The sequence below is a fragment of the Sphingomonas sp. PR090111-T3T-6A genome (assembly GCF_000383095.1).
GTDB lineage: Bacteria > Pseudomonadota > Alphaproteobacteria > Sphingomonadales > Sphingomonadaceae > Solisphingomonas.
Genome location: NZ_AORL01000010.1, coordinates 457,880 through 477,817 on the forward strand (window position 1 = coordinate 457,880; position 19,938 = coordinate 477,817).

The following is a 19,938-nucleotide window of genomic DNA, read 5'->3' on the forward strand; positions in this document are numbered from 1 at the left end:
TCTCAGCCCTCCACCACTTCGAGGCCCATCGCGCGGGCCGAGCCTTCGATCGTCTTGGTCGCGGCTTCGATGTCCGCGGCGTTCAGGTCCTTCATCTTGACCTGGGCGATCTCGGCGAGCTGCGAGCGCTTGATCTTGCCCGCGACCTCGGTGCCCGGCTTCTTCGAACCGGACTTCAGGCCGATCGCCTTCTTGATGAGGAAGGTCGCCGGCGGCGTCTTGGTGATGAACGAGAAGCTGCGGTCCGCATAGACGGTGATGATCGTCGGGATGGGCATGCCCTTCTCGAGATCGGTCGTCGCGGCGTTGAACGCCTTGCAGAACTCCATGATGTTCACGCCGCGCTGACCGAGCGCCGGGCCGATCGGCGGCGACGGATTGGCAGCGCCGGCGGGCACCTGCAGCTTGATGTAACCAGTAATCTTCTTCGCCATTGTGTCCTCCTAATGGCTTAGCGGTGTTGACGGCCCTTAAAGAGCCTCCCGCGGACTTTCCCGGCTTGTCGGCCGGAAATCTTGAAACCTTACTTGACGCGCTCGACCTGCTCGAACTCCAGTTCGACGGGCGTGGCGCGGCCGAAGATCGACACCGACACCTTCACGCGGGCGCGGTCGAAATCCAGCTCTTCGACGACGCCGTTGAACGAGGCGAACGGGCCGTCCAGCACCTTCACCTGATCGCCGATGTCGAAATCGACCTTGAGCTTCTGCTTCGGCGCCTGCGTCGCGGCCTCTTCCTTGGTGGAGAGGATGCGGCTCGCCTCGGCGTCGCTGATCGGCTGCGGCTTGCCCGACGAACCGAGGAAGCCCGTCACCTTCGGCGTGTTGCGCACGAGGTGATAGACGTCGTCGTTCATGTTGAGCTTCGCCAGCACATAGCCGGGGAAGAACTTGCGATCCGACGTGACCTTCTTGCCGCGGCGAACCTCGGTGACCTTCTCGGTCGGAACCTCGACGGCCTCGACGAGCTGCTCAAGGCCCAGACGGGCGGCATCGGCGAGGATCGCTTCCTTCACCTTGTTCTCGAAGCCCGAATAGGCGTGGATGATGTACCAGCGCGACATGCCGTTAATTCCTTACGCGACGAGCTTGAGCAGAAGCTGCGCGAGCGTGTTGAACAGCTGATCCACCCCCAGGAAGAACAGGCCGAGCAGGCTCGTCATGATGAGCACCATCACGGCGGTCATCATCGTTTCCTTGCGGGTGGGCCAGGCGACCTTCGCGGTCTCGGTACGCACCTGCTGGATGAATTCGGGCACGGAACGGACAAGTCCGCCGATCCCGCCGCCATTCTCCGTCGTCCTCGCCACGCGGTTCCAACCTTCCCTACGACGGGCGGCCCTGAAGAAGGCCAGTGCCCATCAACGACTCAAGAGGCCGCAGGCGCCGCGCCACCCCGTCAAGGGCAGCGGCGCCCTGGCCTCGCTCTCAACCTGCTTCCGACCCTGATCCACCATCCAGAGGATGGCAGGAGTGGAGGGACTCGAACCCCCGGCCCTCGGTTTTGGAGACCGATGCTCTACCAACTGAGCTACACTCCTCCGGGTCGGGAGCGGAAGGCGTCCATAGCGGGGGGCGACGGGGTGCGCAAGGCATCAATGCATGCGCGCGATACGTTCTTCCGGCGCCACGCGCGCCAGCTCAGCCGCGGCGCGCGGGTCGACCGGCTGGCCGACCAGCCAGCCCTGCACCAGCCGGCATCCGAGCGCGCGCATCCGCTCATATTCGCCGCGCGTTTCAGCCCCCTCGGCGATGGTCGCCATGCCGAGCGAATCCGCCATGGCGACGATCGAGCGGACGATGGCGATGCTCTCGGCCGCATTGCCGGTCGCCCCGCGCACGAAGCTGCGGTCGATCTTCACGGTCGAGAAGCGGCCCTTGCGCAGATAGCCGAGCGAGGAGCGGCCCGTGCCGAAATCGTCGAGCGCGATCCGGACCCCGATCGCCAGCAGCCGGTCCACCACGTCGGTGATGCCGCCGTCGCGGACGAACACCTCCTCGGCGATTTCCAGCTCCAGCCGGTTGGGCGTGAGCCCGCTGTGCGAGAGGGCGGAGACGATGGTGGCGGGCAGTTGCGGATCGCGAAGCTGGGCCGGCGCCATGTTGACGCTGACGCGGACATGCTCGGGCCAGGCGGCGGCGTCGCGGCAGGCGGAGTGCATCACCCAGTCCCCGATCCGCCCGATCAGGCGCGCTTCCTCGGCGATCGGGATGAAGATGTCGGGCGAGACATTGCCCAGCTCCGGATGGTTCCAGCGCAGAAAGGCCTCGAAGCCGGCAAGGCTGCCCTGCGCGGCCTCGACGATCGGCTGGTAGACGAGGCGCAGCTCGCCCCGCTCCAGCGCGTCGCGGAGCGCGACCTCGATGCGGCGGCGCTTCTCGGCCTCGGCATGGAGCTGCGGCTCGTAGCGGCGGTGGACGCCGCGCCCGTCGTCCTTGGCGCGGTAGAGGGCAAGGTCGGCATTGCGCAGCAGCATCTCGACCGCGCGCCCGTCGCGCGGCGCCGTCGCCGAGCCGACGCTGCCGCCGATGTGGAGGGTATGGTCGTCGATCTCGAACGGCGCGCTCAGCGCCTCGACGATGGCCTTGGCGAGGCGGTCGACACGATCGCGATCGGAGGCGTCGCCGATCACCACCGCGAACTCGTCGCCGCCGAGGCGGCCGCAGCGCTCCTCGGGGCGGAGCAGCGCGGTGAGGCGCCTGGCGACCTCCACCAGCAGCTTGTCGCCCACCGGATGGCCCAGCGTGTCGTTGATCTGCTTGAAGCGATCGAGATCGATCAGCATCAGCGTCGAGCGGCGGCCCTCATGGTGCCCGTCGCGCAGCGCCCGGCCCAGCGCCTCGATCACATGGCCGCGGTTGGCGAGACCGGTGAGCGCGTCGTAGCGGGCCATGCGGTCGATCCGCTCGGCCGAGCGGTGCCGCTCGGTCACGTCGGTGCCGACGCCCCAGAAGCCCACCAGGGTTCCCCGCTCGTCCCGGCGAGGGGCGGCCGAGAGAGACCACCAGCGCGGATCGCCGCCCACCGAGATGGGCACGATCAGGTCGCGGAAGCTCTCGCGCAGGCGCAGCTTGTCGGCGAGCGTGCGGATGCCGGGGGCGATGTCGCCGCTGTCCCATCCGTCGCCGGCGAGGAGCGCGAGGAAGGCCTGCCCCTCCAGCGCGCTGCGCGGACGGCCGAACAGGCGGGCGAGGCGGGGGGAGACGTCGACGAGGCATTTGTTGGCGTCGGTGCGCCACAGCCAGTCCGCGCCCGAATCCTCGAATTCGCGGAGGAGGAGGCTGATGACGTCCTCCTTGCCGCCCAGCGCCTGCTCGGCGGTGATGCGGTCGATCAACATCCGCGCCGTGGCGATGAAGCTCGCGGTCATGGCGACGGCGAACAGGCCGGAGACGATCGCCAGCCCCGTCCAGCCGATCGCGGCCATCGCGCTCGTCGCCGCCGCGCCCACGACGGGGATGAAGCCGAGGCCGCCCGCCGGCGACGGGGCCATCAGCGTGATCGCGCTGGCCATCAGCGCACCGGCGGTCGCGAGCAGGGTGATCGAGGCGAGGCTGCCGGAGGGGCCGGTGAACAGCGCCATCGCGGCTGCCCAGCAGATGCCGAGCAATATGCCGCCCAGCACGTCGGGGTCGCGCCACGGCGTCGTGGCCGGGCGGCTCTGGCGCGCGCCCAGCGCGATGAGCGTCACGATGCAGGCAATGGTGGCGAGCCAGGGCGCGAGGATCGCCCAGCCCAGCGTCTCCGCGCGGAACGAGGCGACCGCCGCCGCCGCGCCGAGCTGCACCAGCAGCCATAAAGGCCGCCGCACCACCATCGCCGCCGCGCGGGAATCGGCCAGCGCGGCATAGGCGTCGCCATGCCCGGCCGAGAGGCCCAGCGTATAGGACCAGGACGGATTGATCCGCTCTGACGGAGAGGGGCGCAGGCTTGTCACCACCAGAGGATTAGGCGGCATATCTTACTGCACGGTAAGCGGGCCCGCGATTTTCCGGGAAAACCGGGCCGTGCGGCCGGCAACCCCGCAAGGAGCCGCCGGCCTGCATCGATCAGGCAGCGATGTCGTAGGGCTGGATTTCGCCCGACAGATACAGGGTGCGCGCCTTGGCGCGGCTGAGCTTGCCCGAGCTGGTGCGCGGCAGCGTGCGCGGCGGCACCAGCTCGACGACGCAGTTCATGCCGGTGATCGCGCGGACCTTCTCGCGGATTTCGTCGCGCAGGCGCGCGCGCTCGGCCTGATCCGAGGTGCGGCACTGGACGAGCACGGCGGGGGTTTCCTCGCCGCCGGGCGTGGTGATCGCGAAGGCGGCGATGTCGCCGGCCTTGAAGCCCGGAAGCTGCTCCACCGCCCACTCGATGTCCTGCGGCCAGTGGTTGCGGCCGTTGACGATGATCATGTCCTTGGCGCGGCCGACGATGTAGATGTAGCCGTCCGACAGATAGCCCATGTCGCCGGTGTCCAGCCAACCGTCCTTCATGCAGGCCTCGGTCGCCTCAGGATCGCGGAAATAGCCGACCATCACCGAGCCGCCCGCGCACCAGACCTTGCCGATCGCCTTTTCGGGCAGCAGCGTGCCGTCTTCCTCGCGGATCTCGATCTTCATGCCGCGCACCGGCTTGCCGCAGTTGACGATCGCGCGATAGCGCTGCGGCCGGTGGGCCGAGACGTCGCCGCCCGAAAGCTGCGTCTCCTCGACCAGCTCGACGACGATGCCCTCGCCCGGCGGCATGATCGACACCGCGAGCGTCGCCTCGGCCAGGCCGTAGCTCGGCGTGAAGGCGCGCGCGTCGAAACCGGCGGGCGCGAAGGCGTCCACGAAGGACTGCATCACGTCCGGGCGGATCATGTCCGCGCCATTGCCCGCCAGCCGCCAGCGCGACAGGTCGAAGCGGCCGGCCACGTCCGACTGCGAGCCGATGCGGCGCGCGCAGATGTCATAGCCGAAGGTCGGCGAATAGGAGAGCGACGTGCCCTCGTTGCGGCTGATGAGGTCTAGCCACGCCAGCGGGCGCCGGGCGAAATCCTCGGTCTTCAGATAGTCGACCGACACCTGGTTGGCGATCGGCGACAGGAAGCAGCCGACCAGCCCCATGTCATGATACCAGGGCAGCCACGAGATGCAGCGGTCGCTGCCCCGAAGGTCCATGCCGTGGCCATGGGCGGCCAGATTGTCGAGAAGCTGGCGGTGCGTGATCGCGACGCCGTGCGGGAAGCGGGTCGAGCCGCTCGAATATTGCAGATAGGCGATGTCGTCCGCGGCGGCCTGCGGGAGCGGGCCGGCCGGCGCGCGACGCGCGATGAAATCCTCGTAGGTGAGGCCCTCGACCCCGCCGGCCTCGGCGGCGGCGTGCGCCATCGAGGCAAGCTCGGCCGGGTAGAACAACATCTTCGGGTCCGAGCTTTTGAGCTGGACCGAGAGCTGGTCGATATAGGATTCGCGGCCGCCGAAGCTGGTCGGCAGCGGCAGCGGCACCGGCCAGGCGCCCGCATAGATCGCGCCGAAGAACAGCGCGGCGAAATGCGCGCCCGTCTGCGCCACCAGCGCGATCCGCTCGCCGGGGCGCACGCCCGCGGCGACGAGGCGGTGCGCGTTCGCCAGCGCTTCCTCGCGCAGCCGCGCATAGGGATAAGGCTCGGCCAGCGTGCCGCGCGCGTCGTGGAAGTTCAGCCCGCGCGAACCCGAAGCGGCATAGTCCAGCGCTTCGCCCAGCGTGGCGAAGTCCCCCATGCGTCGCGGCAATGCGTCCTCGGTCGCAGTCGGGACCAGGACGGCGTCCGTCGCCTGTCCCGAGTTCGCCATCGTCTCGCGATACGCAGTGCTGGCAGTGCTCTCAACCTGTCGACGCACCGACGGCATCTCCTCAAATACTCCAACCGAGCCTGTTAGACGCAACGGGCCCATGATCCAATCCCGTATCGTTACAAGGCGATCAGCGTTCAAATTCCGGCCCGACTGTGGCACAATCGTGGCGAGTGACATTTCGAAGTACGCCCCGCAACCGTCCGCCCCTCGATTTAGACGGCCTTGAACGCCTTGCGCTGGCCTATGTCAGCCGCTTTGCGACAAGCCGCGCGCGGCTGCGTGATTATCTGTGCCGCAAGCTCGATGAGCGGGGCTGGGCGGGCGGAGAAGGCGAAAATGGCACAGAGGCGGTCACGACATTGGTCGAACGCTTCGCGCGGCTCGGCTATGTCGACGACCGGGCGCTGGCCGAGGCGCGGGCGCGCTCGCTCGCTCGCAAGGGCTATGGCGCGCGCAGGCTGAGCGGCGCGCTCGATGCGCTGGGCATTGCGGGCGAGGACGCCGCATCCGCGCGGCAGCAGGCGGAGGAAGGGGCGTGGGAAGCGGCGCTTCGCTTCGCTGAGCGCCGTCGGATCGGCCCCTTCGCGGCGTCCGTGCCGGACGAGGCGGGGCGGCGGCGCGCCTTCGCCGCGATGATGCGCGCGGGGCACTCGCTGGATTGCGTGAAGCGAATATTGGAAAGCGCGCCAGGCGACGTACCAACGTGGGACGACTGACCCATCCGGAAGGCGATGCCCCTAGATTTACAATCGATTCCGCTAATAATCGTGCTAAGGTGACGCGTAGGGGGATTGTTGGTCATGCAAGAGGGCATCCGCGCGTTTGATGAGGGGAGTGACGGCACCGTTGCTGGCGGAGGTTCGTTACATGCGTTGTCATCTGTCGACCCTGCCACTTCGCATTGCACGAGCGCAGAGATGACCGCGTTTCATACAGATTCAGACGAAGATCCCTCCGAAGTCGAGGTTAGCGGCGCGATCAAATGGTTCGACGCCACACGAGGTTTTGGTTTCCTGGTGGGCGATCATGGCGAGGGCGACGTCCTCGTGCATTTTTCCGTGCTCCGTCCGTTCGGCCGCCGCAGCCTGCCCGAGGGCGCCCGCGCGGTGTGCCTGGCCGTTCACCGCGAGCGGGGGCTTCAGGCGCGTTCGCTGGTGAGCTTTGACCTTTCCACCGCGACCGGGCCGGATCTTGAGACGGCGGCGCGGCGCGCGGCCACGCATGTCGATCCGATGCCGCTGATCGAGACGGCGGGGCTGCCCGAGCCGGTGCGCGTGAAGTGGTTCAACCGCCTCAAGGGCTATGGCTTCCTGATGCGGGACGGCGATCAGACCGACATCTTCGTCCATATGGAGACGGTCCGCCGTGCGGGTCTGGCCGATCTGGTGCCGGAACAGCCGTTCCGCGCCCGCATCGCCGCCGGGGCCAAGGGGCCGCTCGCGGTGCTGCTGCTGCCGCCCGAAGATTGAGCCGGGCGCGGCCTTCGCTGTCGCCAGCCCTCGTTCCTTGATGCTTCCATTCTCGCCGGCCTCTTCGATTCGGCGGCGTATCGGCGTGCGCCGGTGGAATATGGCCGGCTGGAGGGCTCCGAAACGGCATCGGGACGGGTTTGGCGCTCGAATCGTGCAGCCGCCGCTTGCCGCCGCCGGGAGGCCGCGCTAAGCGCACGATCATGGGCCTTCTGAAGAGCATCTTCACCTGGTGGGACGGCGCAGGCGTCAGCACCAATCTGTTCACCCGCCGCAAGGGCAACCGGATGGGTTCCGACGCGCTCGGTAATATCTATTACCAGGGCGGCACGGACGTGCACGGCAACCCGCGCCGCTGGGTGATCTATTCCGGTTCCAACGATGCGAGCCGCGTGCCGCCGGAATGGCATGGCTGGCTGCACGGCACGCTGGCCGACACGCCGGACAAGGCGCTGCCGCCGGCGCGTGCGTGGCAGGGCGCCCCGCAGGCCAACCTCACCGGCACGCGCGAGGCCTATCGCCCCGCCGGTGCGCTGGAAGCGGGCGGCAAGCGCGCCGCCGCGACTGGCGACTATGAGGCGTGGAGCCCGAACTGAGCCATGCGTAACCTGCTGAAGGAGCACGGCGCCGAGGCGCTGATCGGTCTGTTCGTGGTCCTCGTCGCGGTGTGGTTCGCCTACACGTCCTGGCAACGCACCGGCGGCGGGCGGGTGTCCCACGCCATGCAGGTGACGGCGCTGTTCCCGAGCGCGAGCGGCGTCAATGTCGGCACCGACGTGCGCGTCGCCGGCCTCAAGATCGGCCAGGTCTCCTCGCTGCATCTCGATCCCAAGACCTATCAGGCGGAAGCCACGCTGGCGCTCGACCCCAATGTGAAGCTGCCGGCCGACAGCAGCGCGGCGATCACGTCCGAAGGGTTCCTCGGCGCCTATTACATCTCGATGATCCCCGGCGGCGATTCGACGCCGCTCAAGAATGGCGACACGATCCTCGACACGCAGGGCGCGGTGGATTTGATGAGCATGGTGGGCCAGTTCATCAACCGCTCGGGCAGCGACAGCGGCGCCAAGGGCAGCACGCCCGCGCCGAACACGGCTGCGCCCACGGCCCAGCCGTGACCCGTCGCTTCGCCACTGCGGTCGCGGTCCTGCTGCTGGGCGGGGTTGCGGCCTGGCAGGGCGTGGAGGCGCTCCAGGAAACCGAATCGCAGAAGCCCGCGCTTCCGCTCGGCAACGCCAGCGACAGCGATACCAGCGCCGATACGCCGGCGGCCGACGAGGCCCCCGCCGCCAAGGCGCGCAAGGCGGCGCCCGCCGGAGACAATCAGGCGCTGAGCCGCGAGGAGACGCCGATGGCGGAGCGCGTGGCGGTGATCGGCCTGCTCAACAAGCGCAACGGCGTCGAGCGCGACCTGACGATGAAGCCCGGCGAGGCGCTGCGCGTCGGTGACGTGGTGATCCGCCTGCGCGCCTGCGAGACGACCGCGCCGTGGGAGGCCGAGCCGCTGACCGGCGCCTTCCTCCAGGTGGATACGCAGGGACGCGACAATCGCTGGCGGCGGATCTTCTCGGGCTGGCTCTACAAGGAATCGCCGTCGCTCAACGTCGTCGAGCACCCGATCTACGATGTGTGGCCCAAGAGCTGCGCGATGAAGCATCCGGAGATCGGCGCGGACACGGTGCTGGCCTCGTCGATCGGCAGCGGCGCGCCGCGCTCGATCGCGAAGAAGTCGCCGGACGATTCGGGCGGCGCGGCCGAGCCCGCCGCGGCGGCGACGCCGGCCCCGAGCGCGGAATCCAACAGCGCGCGATAATCCGCCCGGCCGATCTCGATCGCGCCCAGCGTGGCGAGGTGATCGGTGATGAACTGGCAGTCGAGCAGGCGATAGCCGCCCACCCGGAGCCGCGCGACCAGATGCGCCAGCGCCACCTTGGAGGCGTCGGTCGCCCGGCTGAACATGCTCTCGCCGAAATAGGCGCGGCCGAGCGTCACGCCATAGAGCCCGCCGACGAGATCGCCGCCGACGTCGCCCTGCCGCCAGACCTCGATCGAATGGGCGTGGCCGTGGCGGTGGAGCAGGCCATAGGCCTCCTCGATCTGGCCGTTGATCCAGGTTTCCGGTCGATCTGCCGTCGCCCGCGCGCAGGCGGCGACGACGCGCTCGAAGGCGAGGTCCGCCGTCACCGCGAACCGGTCCGAGCGCAGCGTCTTGCGCAGCGAGTGGGAGAGGTGGAAGCCGTCGAGCGGCAGGATGCCGCGCTTCTTGGGCTCGACCCAGAAGATGTCGGCGGCATCGCGGCTGTCGGCCATGGGGAAGACCCCGACCGAATAGGCGCGCAGCAGCAGATCGGGATCGATCGGCTCGGCCGCCGCCCTGCGCCCGCGCCCGAGCATCAGGCCCGCCGCCGCCGAAGGCGGTGACGAAGGCGGACATTCGGAGCCTGAATCGTCATGGCCCCTTCTTTATCCCCGTCCGCCCCGGCGGCTGCAAGCGGGATTGCGGAAAACGAATCCGATTCGTTACAGAATGTCGCGGACCCGTTCTTGCGGGCGGCAGAGGCGGACGCCCTTTTCGGTTTCCACCAGCGGGCGCTCGATCAGGATCGGATCGCTGAGCATCGCGTCGAGGATCGTCGCGTCGTCGGCGTCGCGGATGTCGCGCGCGGCCTCTTCCTTGGCGCGCAGGCCCTCGCGGACGGTGAGGCCGGCGCGGGCATAGAGATCCAGCAGCTTTTCGCGGCTCGGCGGGGTCTTGAGATATTCGATCACCTCGACCTCGATGCCCGGCGTCTCCTCAAGGATAGCCAGCGTCTTGCGCGAGGTGGAGCAGCGGGGATTGTGCCAGATGGTGGCCTTCATTGTCCGTCTTTCGTCTTGCGCCACGCGGCCAGCGCATCGGTATATTCGTGCGAGGCCTTAAGCTGCGGCAGATAGGTGATGGGGCGCTTGCTCTTCCAGGGCAGGCCGATGCCGCTCAGCGTGCCGCGCGCGCCGCAATAGACGGAGCAGCTCCCGCCATCATCGTCGATGCCGAGCTTGGTGCCAGCGTGCGTCAGGGAGAGGTGGCATTTGCCTTCGGCGACCCCGTCAGCCGGCTCATGATAGACGAGCGCCTTGCCCTCGGCCGTGGCGATGCCCGAGAGCCCGCACTGGTGGCCGTTGTAGAATTCGAGCGAGAGCTGCACGAAAGCGTGGGTCGCGTCGACGGGGACGACCTCGACGATATTGTCCGCCCAGTAGGTGCTGCCGTCGACCATACCGTTCAGGAAATGCTCGCTGTAGCGGCCGGAAAGCTGCGAGACCGGCGAGGAAGCGGGGGCGGCCGCCCCGAGGCAGAATACTGCCATCAGGGCGACCGCCCGGCGCATCAGGCGTCCTGGCTCGCGAGCCACTGCTCCAGCCACTTGATGGTGTATTCACCCTGCTGGAACTCGGGATCGTCGAGCAGCGCCTTGTGGAGCGGGATCGTGGTGGTCACACCATCGATCACGAACTCCTCCAGCGCCCGGCGCAGACGCTTGAGCGCGCCTTCGCGGGTGTGGCCCCAGACGATCAGCTTGGCGATCATCGAGTCATAGTAAGGCGGCACACGGTAGCCCGCGTAGAGCCCGCTATCGACGCGGACGTTCATGCCGCCCGGCGCGTGATAGCCCTTCACCAGACCCGGCGAGGGGGCGAAGGTGCGCGGATGCTCGGCGTTGATGCGGCATTCGATCGCATGGCCACGGAACTCGACATCCTCCTGACGCAGGGTCAGCGGGTGCCCTTCCGCGATGCGGATCTGCTCGCGGACGAGATCGAGGCCGGTGATCGCCTCGGTCACCGGATGCTCCACCTGAAGGCGGGTGTTCATCTCGATGAAGTAGAAGCGCTCGTCCTCGTAGAGGAACTCGATCGTGCCCGCGCCGCGATAGCCCATGTCGGCCATCGCCTTGGCGACGATGCCGCCCATGTCCGCCCGCTGGGCCGCCGAGATGACGGGCGAGGGGGCTTCTTCCAGCACCTTCTGGTGGCGGCGCTGGAGCGAGCAGTCGCGCTCGCCCAGATGGATCGCGTTGCCGTTGCCGTCACCGAAGATCTGGAACTCGATGTGGCGCGGATCGGAGAGATATTTCTCCATGTAGACGGTGGCGTCGCCGAACGCCGCCTTCGCCTCGGAGCCCGCCTGCTGCATCAGCGTTTCGAGCTGGCTCTCTTCCGGAACGACCTTCATGCCGCGCCCGCCGCCGCCGGAAGCGGCCTTGATGAGCACGGGATAGCCGATCTCGGCCGCGATCCGCTTGGCTTCCTCGACCGAGGTCAGCGGGCCGGGCGAACCCGGCACCAGCGGCAGGCCGAGCTTCGCGGCGGTGGTCTTCGCCTCGATCTTGTCGCCCATGATGCGGATATGCTCGGGCTTCGGCCCGATGAAGATCAGGTCGTGCGCTTCCACGATCTCGGCGAACTGCGCGTTCTCCGAGAGGAAGCCATAGCCCGGATGGATCGCGTCCGCGCCCGAGATCTCGGCCGCCGCGATGATGTTCGGGATGTTGAGATAGCTCTCGCCCGCCGGGGGCGGCCCGATGCAGACGGCATGATCCGCGAGGCGGACATGCATCGCGTCCGCATCGGCGGTCGAGTGCACGGCCACCGTCTCGATGCCCATCTCATGGCAGGCGCGGTGGATGCGGAGCGCGATCTCGCCGCGGTTCGCGATCAGGACTTTCTGGATGGCCACGGGGGCTTACTCGACGATGACGAGCGGCTGGTCGAACTCGACCGGCTGGCCGTTCTCGACCAGCACCTGCACGACCTTGCCGCCCTTGGGCGCGACGATCGGGTTCATCACCTTCATCGCCTCGACGATGAGGAGCGTCTCGCCCGCGGAAACCTGCTTGCCGGCGGCGATGAACGGCGCGGCGCCCGGCTCGGCGGCGAGATAGGCGGTGCCCACCATCGGCGACTTGACGGTGCCCGGATGGTCACCGGCCGGCGCGGCGGCGGGAGCGGCCGCCACCGGAACGGCAGCGGGCGCCGGCGCGGCGGCGACCGCAGCGGCAGGCGCCATCGCGACCGCCGGGGCGGCGGCCATCGACACGGTGCGCGCGACGCGGATGCGGCGATCGCCGTCCTGCACCTCGATCTCGGTCAGGCGGGTGGCGTCGAGCAGCTCGGCGAGCTGGCGGACCAGCCCGGCGTCGACCTGCATCGCGGCGCCGTTCGCGCCCTCGGGAGTATCGGCCATGAAATCGACCCTTTCTTGTTCTGCGAATATTTTGAGATGTGTTTTGTTCTGTTCCTACGGCCGCTCCCTGTCAGAGCTTGGCGGCCGCGTCCAGCGCGAGGAGATACGACAATGCGCCAAAACCTGCCACCGTCCCCTTTGCGGCTCGTCCGATAAAGCTCGTGTGGCGGAAGTCCTCGCGGGTGTGCGGGTTGGAGAGATGCACCTCGATGACAGGCACCTTCACCGCCTTGATCGCATCATGGATGGCGACGGAGGTATGGGTGAAGCCGCCCGCGTTCAACAGCACCGCCTTCGCGCCGACCGCGTTGGCCTCCTGAATCCAGTCGATCAGATGGCCTTCATGGTTGGACTGGCGGATATCCACCTCCAGACCCAGCTCACGGGCGCGGTCGTCGAGCATGTTGGAGATGTCGTCCAGCGTGTCGGAGCCGTAGATCTCCGGCTCGCGCAGGCCCAGCATGTTGAGATTGGGGCCGTTCAGCACGAACACGGTATCGGCCATCTGTCTCCCTTTCGGTTGCGGCGCGGTGGGCGCGGTCCCTATATGCGCGGGACATTCCCTAACCGCTCTGCGTGGAAAACAACACTCATGCACTCTGACGGCACCATCTCCATCCGCGTCAATGGCGAGCATCGCCGCATCCGCGACGGGCTGACGCTCGCCGAACTCGCGTCCGAGCTGGGGCTGGAGCCCGCCAAGGTCGCCGTGGAGCGCAATCTGGAAGTGGTGCCGCGCTCGACGCTCGCCTCGGTGAAGGTCGAGGATGGCGACGAGCTGGAGATCGTCCACTTCGTCGGTGGTGGCGATCATGCCACGCCGGTGATGGACGATAGCTGGACGGTGGCGGGCCGGACCTTCCGCTCGCGCCTGATCGTGGGCACCGGCAAATATAAGGATTTCGAGCAGAACGCCGCCGCGCTGGAAGCGTCTGGCGCGGAGATCGTCACCGTCGCGGTGCGCCGCGTGAACGTCAGCGATCCCAAGGCGCCGATGCTGACCGACTATATCGATCCCAAGCGCATCACCTATCTGCCGAACACGGCGGGCTGCTTCAACGCCGAGGAGGCGATCCGCACGCTGCGTCTGGCGCGCGAGGCGGGCGGCTGGGATCTGGTGAAGCTCGAAGTGCTGGGCGAGGCGCGTACCCTCTATCCCGACATGGTGGAGACGCTGCGGGCGACCGAGGTGCTGGCCAAGGAGGGCTTCAAGCCGATGGTCTATTGCGTCGACGATCCCATCGCCGCGAAGAGGCTGGAGGATGCGGGCGCGGTCGCGATCATGCCTTTGGGCGCGCCGATCGGCTCGGGCCTCGGCATCCAGAACCGCGTGACCATCCGCCTGATCGTCGAGGGTGCGAAGGTGCCGGTGATCGTCGATGCCGGCGTCGGCACGGCGTCGGACGCCGCGATCGCGATGGAGCTGGGCTGCGACGGCGTGCTGATGAACACCGCCATCGCCGAGGCGAAAGACCCGATCCTGATGGCCGCCGCGATGAAGGCGGCGGTGGAGGGCGGCCGCCTCTCCTATCGCGCCGGGCGCATGGGCATCCGCCGCTATGCCGATCCGTCGAGCCCGCTCGCCGGGCTGATCTGAGGAACCTCGGCCTCCGTCCGCCCGTTCTTTCCCTCGAAGCGGTTGATAATGGCCGCGTTTCGAGGAGAGATCGCATGGGTGAGTTCACCGACAAGATCAAAGGCGTCGCCAACGAGCTGACCGGCAAGGCCAAGCAGGCGGTCGGTCGCGAAGGCGACGACCCGAAGCTGGAGGCCGAGGGCGCCGGTCAGGAGGCGCGCGGCCATATCCAGCAGGCGGTCGGCAACGCCAAGGGCAAGGTGAAGGACGCGATCGACAAGCTCTGAATCGCGCTTCGCCGATACAGGAAAGGGCGCCGCCACGATGGTGACGGCGCCCTTTTCTTGTGGACCCTGTTCCGCGCTTACCAGCCGTAATAGCCGTAGGCGGGCGGCGGGGGAGGCGGCGGCGGGGCGTAATAGCCGTAGCCATAGACCGCGGGCGGCGGCGGGGGCGGCGGGGCATAATAGCCGCCATAATAGGCCGGGCCGCGATCCGATGACGCGATCGCCGCGCCGACACCCAGACCCAGCAGACCGGCGGCGACCGCCGTGCCGGTGCTCACACCGCCACGATGCCAACCACCATGATATCCATAACCGCCATGATAGCGCGCCTCGGCGGGCGCGGCCGCGGCGACCGTGGCGCCGGCGAGCAAGCTCGCCGCGACGATGCCCTTGATGACACTCCGCATCGAAAATCTCCGTCCTGTTCCGCGATCCGCGACCGCAAGAGAGGATTTAGGCGATTCGTCCTGAATGACGGTGGAATGCGTCTGTTATCGCCTGTTCATCCCGCTCAGCGTCGCGGCCGGGGTGATCTGCTCGATGTCGGTACGCAGATGGAGCAGCGCAAGGCCCGGCTGTTCGAGCGCGCGGGCGAGGGCGGGGGCGAAGTCCTCCGTCCGGTCCACCGTCTCCGCCCAGCCGCCATAGGCGCGGGCGAGGGCCGCGAAATCCGGGTTGGCGAGGCGCGTGCCGGAGACGCGGCCGGGATATTCGCGCTCCTGATGCATCCGGATGGTGCCGTAATTGCCGTTGTCGACCACGATCACCAGCAGGCGCGCGCCCTGCGCCACGGCGGTGGCCAGCTCCTGCCCGTTCATCAGGAAGCAGCCGTCGCCCGCCAGCGCCACCACGCGCTGCTCCGGCCTGCGGAGCGCCGCGGCGACGCCCGCCGGGATGCCATAGCCCATGGAGCCGTTGGTGGGCGCGAGCTGGGTGCCGCGCTTGCCGTAGCGCCAGTAGCGGTGCCACCAGCCCGAATAATTGCCGGCGCCGTTGCAGATGATCGTGTCCGCCGGCATCGCCTCGCGCATCACGCCCACGCAGGGGCCGAGATCGAGCGCTACATCCTCGCGGGGCTTGGGCGTATTCCACTCCAGCCACTCGGCATGGGCCTCGGCGCCGTCCTTGAAGGACAGGATGTCATGTTCCCAATCCGCCATCGTCTCGGCGAACTCGGGCATGTCGGCGCAGATCGGCAGGTCGGTGCGGTAGACCGACTGAAGCTCGTTCGGGTCCGGGTGGACATGGACGAGGATCTGGTCCGGGTGATCGGGCGTGATGAGCGTGTAGCCGTCGGTGGTCGCCTCGCCGAGGCGCGGGCCGACGACGAGCAGCAGGTCCGCCGCCTTCACCCGCTCGATCAGCCTGGGGTTGGGGCCATAGCCGAGATTGCCGGCATAGACGGGCGAGCCGGACAGGATCGCATCCTGCCGGCGGAAGGCGGTGGCGACGGGCAGGCCGATCCCTTCCGCGAACTGCGCGAAATAATGCGCCGCGCGATCGTCCCAGTCCGCGCCGCCGACGATGGCGAGCGGGGCGGCGGCATCCTTGAGGAGCTGGACCAGCGTGCCCAGCGCCTCGCAACAAGGCGGCTGGACCGGACGCGCCACGCTGGGCCGGTCGATCGCCTCGACCTCGTCGATCAGCATGTCCTCCGGCAGCGCCAGCACCACCGGGCCGGGGCGGCCCGACATCGCCACCGCATAGGCACGCGCGACATATTCGGGGATGCGGCGCGCATCGTCGATCTTCGCCGCCCACTTGGCGAGCGGTGCGAACATCGCGGGGAAATCGACCTCCTGAAAGCCCTCGCGATCCTTCGCCTCGCGGGCGACGTCGCCGATGAAGAGGATCATCGGGGTCGAATCCTGCATGGCGGTGTGGACGCCGACCGTGGCGTTGGTCGCCCCCGGTCCGCGCGTCACGAAGCAGACGCCGGGCTTGCCGGTGAGCTTGCCGTCCGCCTCGGCCATGTACGCCGCGCCGCCTTCCTGACGGCACACCACAAGGTCGATCCCCGGCGAATCGTGCAGCGCGTCGAGCACCGCCAGATAGGATTCTCCGGGAACGCAGAAGATGCGATCGCACCCCTGCGCGACGAGTTGGTCGACGAGAATGCGGCCACCGGTGCGATTGCTGGTCATGCACGACCGCTTAAGCCCAACGCACGCGCGATGCCAGCTTCCGCTTGGTCTCCGAGGCTGATAGTCGGGCCGGCGACAGTTCAGGAGAAGGACGGCATGGCGAGCAAGATCTACGCGGATGCGGCTTCGGCGCTGGAGGGCCTGCTGTTCGACGGCATGACCATCGCGTCCGGCGGATTCGGCCTCTGCGGCCTGCCCGAGCGCCTGCTCGATGCGATCCGCGACGCGGGCACCAGGAACCTCACCTTCGTCTCGAACAATGCCGGCATCGACGGGCAGGGCATCGGCAAGCTGCTGCGCACCAAGCAGGTCCGCAAGATGATCTCCTCCTATGTGGGCGAGAACAAGGAGTTCGAGCGCCAGTTTCTCGCCGGCGAGCTGGAGGTGGAGTTCACGCCGCAGGGCACGCTGGCCGAACGGCTGCGCGCGGGCGGTGCTGGCATCCCCGGCTTCTACACCAAGACGGGCGTCGGCACGCTGGTGGCCGAGGGCAAGGAAGTGAAGCAGTTCGACGGCGAGGACTATATCCTCGAACGCGGCATCCGCGCCGACCTCTCGATCATCAAGGGCTGGAAGGCGGACGAGGCGGGCAACCTGATCTTCCGCAAGACCGCGCGCAACTTCAACGCGCCGGCCGCGACCTCGGGCAGGATCTGCGTCGCCGAGGTGGAGGAGATCGTCCCCGTCGGCACCTTCGATCCCGACGCCATCCACCTGCCCGGCATCTATGTGAAGCGCCTGATCCTCGGCGCGCCCTACGAGAAGATGATCGAGTTCCGCACCACGCGTCCGCGCGAGGCCGCGTGAAGACTGCGCTTCTGCTGGGTTCGGCGCTGCTGCTCGGCGGTTGCGCGGGCGGCGCGGTCAAGACGGCCTATCCGCCGGAACCCCCGCTCGCCAAGCCGGGGCTGGCGGGGATGCAGTATCTCTACGGTTCGGGCGAATCCGCCGCCGTCAGCCGTCAGGCGTGGCAGGCGCTGACTTTCTATGTCGGCGAGGCGATGCAGGGGAAGGACCGGCGCTCGGTCGTCCTCGACGAGGGCGCGACGCTGGAGAACCCGAAGTTCGTCCCCTGCGCGGGCAAGCCGCCGGCCGCCGTGTTCGACGTCGACGAGACGGTGCTGCTCAATCAGGGCTTCGAATATGACGAGCTGACCGGCAAGCCGAACCGCGACTTCGACGATCGCTGGGCGCGCTGGGAGAAGACCGGTGTCCATGACGTCACCCCGACGCCCGGCGCGAAGGAGGCGCTCGACGCGATCCGCCGCATGGGCGTGACGGTGATCTTCAACACCAACCGCAACGCCTTCAACGCAGCGCCCACCGAGCAGGCGATCAACGATGCGGGGCTGGGACCGGCCGTTCATAAGCAAACGCTTTATCTCCAAGGCGATGACAATACCGGTGGACTGAAGGATGTCCGCCGCTGGTGGATTGCCGACAAATATTGCGTGATCGCGATGGGCGGCGACCAACTCGGCGACTTCTCCGATCTCTTCAACGATGCGCTGAGCGTTCCGGCGCGTCGCGCGCTGACGGCGCTGCCCGGCCCGTCCTCGCTCTGGGGGCGCGGCTGGTTCGTGCTGCCCAACCCTGTCTACGGCTCCGCGCTTCAGGGCGGTGCCGACGATATCTTCCCCGCCGACAAACGCTGGAGCGATCCGGCGACCACAGCCAAGGAGCCCCGCTGATGCCCTGGACCCGCGACGAGATGGCCGCCCGCGCCGCCCGCGAGCTGAAGGACGGTTTCTACGTCAATCTCGGCATCGGCATCCCGACGCTGGTGGCGAACCACATCCCGGCGGGCGTCGAGGTGACGCTCCAGTCCGAGAACGGGATGCTCGGCATCGGGCCGTTCCCCTACGAAGGGGAGGAGGACGCCGACCTCATCAACGCCGGCAAGCAGACCATCTCGGAATTGCCCTCGTCGAGCTATTTCGGATCGGCCGACAGCTTCGCGATGATCCGGGGTGGGCATATCGATCTCACCGTGCTGGGCGCGATGGAGGTGTCGCAGGAAGGCGACATCGCCAACTGGATGATCCCCGGCAAGATGGTGAAGGGCATGGGCGGCGCGATGGACCTCGTCGCCGGCGTGAAGAAGATCATCGTCGTGATGGAGCATACCTCCAAGTCCGGCGATCCGAAGTTCATCCCGGCCTGCACCCTGCCGCTCACCGGCAAGAATGTCGTCGACATGATCATCACCGATCTCTGCGTCTTCAGCCGCGCGGACCATTCCAGCCCCTTCCGGCTGGTCGAGCTGGCCCCCGGCGTCACGGCCGAGGATATCGCGGCGAAGACCACCGCTTCCTATGAGGTGGCGCTCGCCTGAGGGCTCTCGGGCGGCTGTCAGATTTTCCGACAGTCGCCCCGATCTTCGGCCGGGCAGTTGCGTGTGACCGGTCGGTTCCCTATCTCGTCCGCCACAATGGTTGGGGACGGAACACCACAGATGACCACCTTCGACGAGCGCGAGCGCGCCTTTGAGAGCAAGTTCGCTCGCGAGCAGGAAATGGCGTTTCGCGTCACCGCGCGACGCAACCGCCTGCTGGGCGAATGGGCCGCGAACCTGATGGGCCTGACGCCCGAGGAATCGGACGCCTATGCCAAGGCGATCGTGCAGGCCGAGTTCGAGGAAGCCGGCGACGAGGACGTTGTGCGCAAGCTCTACGGCGATCTCGTGTCCGCCAATATCGACATCGACGATGCGGCGATCCGCACCGCGATGGACGAGAAGATGGTGGAAGCCCGCCGCCAGTTGCTGGACTCGATCTGACATGCCGATGGCAGCAGACGAGATCGTGGCGCTCATCCGCACCGGCATTCCCGATGCCGAGGTGGAGATCACCGATCTGGCCGGCGATGGCGATCATTATGCCGCTCGCGTCGTGAGCGAGAGCTTCCGTGGCGTTCCCCGTGTCCGCCAGCATCAACGCGTATATGAGGCGCTCGGTGGCCGCATGGGGGGCGTGCTGCACGCGCTCCAGCTCATCACCTCGGCGCCTTCTCAGGAGTAAAGACGATGACGGACGACGTGCAGGCGCGGATCGCGGACGTGGTGAAGGCCCATGACGTGCTGCTGTTCATGAAGGGCTCGCCGCTCTTCCCGCAGTGCGGTTTCTCCAGCCGGGCGGTGGCGATCCTCGATCATCTCGGCGTGGAATATGGCTCGGTCGACGTGCTCCAGGATCAGGGCATCCGCCAGGGCATCAAGCAGTTCTCGGATTGGCCGACCATTCCGCAGCTCTATGTGAAGGGCGAGTTCATCGGCGGCTCGGACATCATGATGGAGATGTACGAGAGCGGCGAGCTGGCGGACCTGCTCGAAAAGGCCGGCGTCTCGAAGAAGGCCGCCTGAGGCGGCGTCCCGCGGGGTGGCGGGCCGTGGCGTGGGAGCGCGCCGGCCCGCCAGTGTTCGCGGGAAACGTGGA

At 67.9% G+C, this 19,938-nt stretch carries 25 protein-coding genes, 1 tRNA gene and 1 pseudogene; 13 read left to right on the top strand and 14 right to left on the bottom strand.

The genetic code is table 11. From position 1 onward, the window contains the following. Positions 1-2: 2 nt before the first annotated feature. The 6 genes from rplK to ST3T6A_RS0104940 all read right to left on the bottom strand — a co-directional run bounded on the left by rplK (position 3) and on the right by ST3T6A_RS0104940 (position 5,801). Entirely contained in the window at positions 3-434 is a 432-nt protein-coding gene (gene rplK, locus ST3T6A_RS0104915; RefSeq protein ID WP_019831786.1) for a 50S ribosomal protein L11, read from the bottom strand. 89 nt (positions 435-523) lie between these two features. After that, the gene (gene nusG, locus ST3T6A_RS0104920) at positions 524-1,063 is read right to left on the bottom strand and encodes a transcription termination/antitermination protein NusG (protein WP_019831787.1); all 540 of its coding nucleotides are present in this window, start codon (positions 1,061-1,063) and stop codon (positions 524-526) included. Positions 1,064-1,075: 12 nt separating this feature from the next. After that, positions 1,076-1,309, bottom strand: coding sequence for a preprotein translocase subunit SecE (secE, locus tag ST3T6A_RS0104925; RefSeq protein WP_019831788.1), 234 nt, complete (start codon positions 1,307-1,309; stop codon positions 1,076-1,078). A gap of 155 nt (positions 1,310-1,464) precedes the next feature. Continuing rightward, positions 1,465-1,540 (bottom strand) — tRNA-Trp (locus ST3T6A_RS0104930). A 54-nt stretch (positions 1,541-1,594) separates the two neighbouring features. Next, entirely contained in the window at positions 1,595-3,958 is a 2,364-nt protein-coding gene (locus ST3T6A_RS19350; RefSeq protein ID WP_019831790.1) for a putative bifunctional diguanylate cyclase/phosphodiesterase, read from the bottom strand. 91 nt (positions 3,959-4,049) lie between these two features. Further along, complete coding sequence (locus ST3T6A_RS0104940; protein WP_019831791.1) at positions 4,050-5,801, bottom strand: fatty acyl-AMP ligase; 1,752 nt, start codon at positions 5,799-5,801, stop codon at positions 4,050-4,052. 173 nt (positions 5,802-5,974) lie between these two features. Here ST3T6A_RS0104940 and ST3T6A_RS0104945 point away from each other — a divergent pair, with 173 nt between their 5' ends. The 5 genes and pseudogenes from ST3T6A_RS0104945 to ST3T6A_RS21925 form a co-directional block, all read left to right on the top strand. Further along, the gene (locus ST3T6A_RS0104945; protein WP_026359435.1) at positions 5,975-6,520 is read left to right on the top strand and encodes a regulatory protein RecX; all 546 of its coding nucleotides are present in this window, start codon (positions 5,975-5,977) and stop codon (positions 6,518-6,520) included. A 201-nt stretch (positions 6,521-6,721) separates the two neighbouring features. Further along, entirely contained in the window at positions 6,722-7,273 is a 552-nt protein-coding gene (locus ST3T6A_RS0104950; protein WP_019831793.1) for a cold-shock protein, read from the top strand. Positions 7,274-7,476: 203 nt separating this feature from the next. Continuing rightward, a complete protein-coding gene (locus ST3T6A_RS0104955) occupies positions 7,477-7,869 on the top strand; it encodes an NADH:ubiquinone oxidoreductase subunit NDUFA12 (RefSeq protein ID WP_026359436.1) in 393 nt (130 codons plus the stop codon). A 3-nt stretch (positions 7,870-7,872) separates the two neighbouring features. Next, on the top strand, positions 7,873-8,391 hold the full coding sequence (gene mlaD, locus ST3T6A_RS0104960; protein WP_019831795.1) for an outer membrane lipid asymmetry maintenance protein MlaD: 519 nt from the start codon (positions 7,873-7,875) through the stop codon (positions 8,389-8,391). 299 nt (positions 8,392-8,690) lie between these two features. Continuing rightward, a pseudogene (locus ST3T6A_RS21925) lies at positions 8,691-8,858 on the top strand (DUF2155 domain-containing protein); the annotation flags it as partial. Positions 8,859-8,893: 35 nt separating this feature from the next. Here the strand turns inward: ST3T6A_RS21925 and aat are convergent. The 6 genes from aat to aroQ all read right to left on the bottom strand — a co-directional run bounded on the left by aat (position 8,894) and on the right by aroQ (position 13,002). Further along, entirely contained in the window at positions 8,894-9,667 is a 774-nt protein-coding gene (gene aat, locus ST3T6A_RS0104970; RefSeq protein ID WP_019831796.1) for a leucyl/phenylalanyl-tRNA--protein transferase, read from the bottom strand. 126 nt (positions 9,668-9,793) lie between these two features. After that, the gene (arsC, locus tag ST3T6A_RS0104975; RefSeq protein WP_019831797.1) at positions 9,794-10,132 is read right to left on the bottom strand and encodes an arsenate reductase (glutaredoxin); all 339 of its coding nucleotides are present in this window, start codon (positions 10,130-10,132) and stop codon (positions 9,794-9,796) included. After that, positions 10,129-10,620: a hypothetical protein gene (locus ST3T6A_RS0104980; RefSeq protein WP_157602436.1), complete on the bottom strand. Its 492-nt coding sequence runs from the start codon at positions 10,618-10,620 to the stop codon at positions 10,129-10,131. The genes arsC and ST3T6A_RS0104980 overlap by 4 nt, the downstream gene beginning before the upstream one ends. A gap of 20 nt (positions 10,621-10,640) precedes the next feature. After that, positions 10,641-11,990: an acetyl-CoA carboxylase biotin carboxylase subunit gene (gene accC, locus ST3T6A_RS0104985; protein WP_019831799.1), complete on the bottom strand. Its 1,350-nt coding sequence runs from the start codon at positions 11,988-11,990 to the stop codon at positions 10,641-10,643. 6 nt (positions 11,991-11,996) lie between these two features. Further along, a complete protein-coding gene (accB, locus tag ST3T6A_RS0104990; RefSeq protein ID WP_019831800.1) occupies positions 11,997-12,497 on the bottom strand; it encodes an acetyl-CoA carboxylase biotin carboxyl carrier protein in 501 nt (166 codons plus the stop codon). Positions 12,498-12,567: 70 nt separating this feature from the next. After that, complete coding sequence (gene aroQ / locus ST3T6A_RS0104995; RefSeq protein WP_019831801.1) at positions 12,568-13,002, bottom strand: type II 3-dehydroquinate dehydratase; 435 nt, start codon at positions 13,000-13,002, stop codon at positions 12,568-12,570. 87 nt (positions 13,003-13,089) lie between these two features. On the opposite strand from aroQ, the gene thiS reads away from it, so the two are divergent. Continuing rightward, a complete protein-coding gene (thiS, locus tag ST3T6A_RS19355; RefSeq protein ID WP_019831802.1) occupies positions 13,090-14,094 on the top strand; it encodes a sulfur carrier protein ThiS in 1,005 nt (334 codons plus the stop codon). Between the two features lie 74 nt (positions 14,095-14,168). Continuing rightward, positions 14,169-14,360, top strand: a complete 192-nt coding sequence (locus ST3T6A_RS0105005) for a CsbD family protein (RefSeq protein ID WP_019831803.1) — start codon at positions 14,169-14,171, stop codon at positions 14,358-14,360. 77 nt (positions 14,361-14,437) lie between these two features. Here the strand turns inward: ST3T6A_RS0105005 and ST3T6A_RS0105010 are convergent, their stop codons facing one another. Both ST3T6A_RS0105010 and ST3T6A_RS0105015 read right to left on the bottom strand, forming a co-directional pair. Beyond that, entirely contained in the window at positions 14,438-14,767 is a 330-nt protein-coding gene (locus ST3T6A_RS0105010; protein WP_019831804.1) for a hypothetical protein, read from the bottom strand. Positions 14,768-14,851: 84 nt separating this feature from the next. After that, positions 14,852-16,504: a thiamine pyrophosphate-binding protein gene (locus tag ST3T6A_RS0105015; RefSeq protein ID WP_019831805.1), complete on the bottom strand. Its 1,653-nt coding sequence runs from the start codon at positions 16,502-16,504 to the stop codon at positions 14,852-14,854. Between the two features lie 96 nt (positions 16,505-16,600). Between ST3T6A_RS0105015 and ST3T6A_RS0105020 the strand changes: the two genes are divergently transcribed. The 6 genes from ST3T6A_RS0105020 (at position 16,601) to grxD (ending at position 19,865) form a co-directional block, all read left to right on the top strand. Then, the gene (locus ST3T6A_RS0105020) at positions 16,601-17,311 is read left to right on the top strand and encodes a CoA transferase subunit A (protein WP_019831806.1); all 711 of its coding nucleotides are present in this window, start codon (positions 16,601-16,603) and stop codon (positions 17,309-17,311) included. Continuing rightward, on the top strand, positions 17,308-18,195 hold the full coding sequence (locus ST3T6A_RS0105025) for an HAD family acid phosphatase (RefSeq protein ID WP_019831807.1): 888 nt from the start codon (positions 17,308-17,310) through the stop codon (positions 18,193-18,195). Before ST3T6A_RS0105020 ends, ST3T6A_RS0105025 begins: the two co-directional genes overlap by 4 nt. Continuing rightward, positions 18,195-18,839, top strand: a complete 645-nt coding sequence (locus ST3T6A_RS0105030; RefSeq protein ID WP_019831808.1) for a CoA transferase subunit B — start codon at positions 18,195-18,197, stop codon at positions 18,837-18,839. Before ST3T6A_RS0105025 ends, ST3T6A_RS0105030 begins: the two co-directional genes overlap by 1 nt. Before the next feature lie 120 nt (positions 18,840-18,959). Continuing rightward, positions 18,960-19,283 carry a DUF1476 domain-containing protein gene (locus tag ST3T6A_RS0105035; protein WP_019831809.1) on the top strand — a complete coding sequence of 108 codons (324 nt, stop codon included), beginning with the start codon at positions 18,960-18,962 and terminating at the stop codon, positions 19,281-19,283. A 1-nt stretch (position 19,284) separates the two neighbouring features. Continuing rightward, the gene (locus ST3T6A_RS0105040; RefSeq protein ID WP_019831810.1) at positions 19,285-19,524 is read left to right on the top strand and encodes a BolA/IbaG family iron-sulfur metabolism protein; all 240 of its coding nucleotides are present in this window, start codon (positions 19,285-19,287) and stop codon (positions 19,522-19,524) included. 5 nt (positions 19,525-19,529) lie between these two features. After that, positions 19,530-19,865: a Grx4 family monothiol glutaredoxin gene (grxD, locus tag ST3T6A_RS0105045; protein ID WP_019831811.1), complete on the top strand. Its 336-nt coding sequence runs from the start codon at positions 19,530-19,532 to the stop codon at positions 19,863-19,865. Positions 19,866-19,938: the final 73 nt, after the last annotated feature.

Bases quoted from the DNA above. Each gene is read 5' to 3' on its own strand.
- rplK (WP_019831786.1), bottom strand. From the start codon at position 434: ATGGCGAAGAAGATTACTGGTTACATCAAGCTGCAGGTGCCCGCCGGC.
- nusG (WP_019831787.1), bottom strand. From the start codon at position 1,063: ATGTCGCGCTGGTACATCATCCACGCCTATTCGGGCTTCGAGAACAAG.
- ST3T6A_RS19350 (WP_019831790.1), bottom strand. From the start codon at position 3,958: ATGCCGCCTAATCCTCTGGTGGTGACAAGCCTGCGCCCCTCTCCGTCA.
- ST3T6A_RS0104940 (WP_019831791.1), bottom strand. From the start codon at position 5,801: ATGGCGAACTCGGGACAGGCGACGGACGCCGTCCTGGTCCCGACTGCG.
- ST3T6A_RS0104950 (WP_019831793.1), top strand. From the start codon at position 6,722: ATGACCGCGTTTCATACAGATTCAGACGAAGATCCCTCCGAAGTCGAG.
- ST3T6A_RS0104955 (WP_026359436.1), top strand. From the start codon at position 7,477: ATGGGCCTTCTGAAGAGCATCTTCACCTGGTGGGACGGCGCAGGCGTC.
- mlaD (WP_019831795.1), top strand. From the start codon at position 7,873: ATGCGTAACCTGCTGAAGGAGCACGGCGCCGAGGCGCTGATCGGTCTG.
- aat (WP_019831796.1), bottom strand. From the start codon at position 9,667: ATGCTCGGGCGCGGGCGCAGGGCGGCGGCCGAGCCGATCGATCCCGAT.
- arsC (WP_019831797.1), bottom strand. From the start codon at position 10,132: ATGAAGGCCACCATCTGGCACAATCCCCGCTGCTCCACCTCGCGCAAG.
- ST3T6A_RS0104980 (WP_157602436.1), bottom strand. From the start codon at position 10,620: ATGGCAGTATTCTGCCTCGGGGCGGCCGCCCCCGCTTCCTCGCCGGTC.
- accB (WP_019831800.1), bottom strand. From the start codon at position 12,497: ATGGCCGATACTCCCGAGGGCGCGAACGGCGCCGCGATGCAGGTCGAC.
- aroQ (WP_019831801.1), bottom strand. From the start codon at position 13,002: ATGGCCGATACCGTGTTCGTGCTGAACGGCCCCAATCTCAACATGCTG.
- thiS (WP_019831802.1), top strand. From the start codon at position 13,090: ATGCACTCTGACGGCACCATCTCCATCCGCGTCAATGGCGAGCATCGC.
- ST3T6A_RS0105005 (WP_019831803.1), top strand. From the start codon at position 14,169: ATGGGTGAGTTCACCGACAAGATCAAAGGCGTCGCCAACGAGCTGACC.
- ST3T6A_RS0105010 (WP_019831804.1), bottom strand. From the start codon at position 14,767: ATGCGGAGTGTCATCAAGGGCATCGTCGCGGCGAGCTTGCTCGCCGGC.
- ST3T6A_RS0105015 (WP_019831805.1), bottom strand. From the start codon at position 16,504: ATGACCAGCAATCGCACCGGTGGCCGCATTCTCGTCGACCAACTCGTC.
- ST3T6A_RS0105020 (WP_019831806.1), top strand. From the start codon at position 16,601: ATGGCGAGCAAGATCTACGCGGATGCGGCTTCGGCGCTGGAGGGCCTG.
- ST3T6A_RS0105030 (WP_019831808.1), top strand. From the start codon at position 18,195: ATGCCCTGGACCCGCGACGAGATGGCCGCCCGCGCCGCCCGCGAGCTG.
- ST3T6A_RS0105035 (WP_019831809.1), top strand. From the start codon at position 18,960: ATGACCACCTTCGACGAGCGCGAGCGCGCCTTTGAGAGCAAGTTCGCT.
- ST3T6A_RS0105040 (WP_019831810.1), top strand. From the start codon at position 19,285: ATGCCGATGGCAGCAGACGAGATCGTGGCGCTCATCCGCACCGGCATT.
- grxD (WP_019831811.1), top strand. From the start codon at position 19,530: ATGACGGACGACGTGCAGGCGCGGATCGCGGACGTGGTGAAGGCCCAT.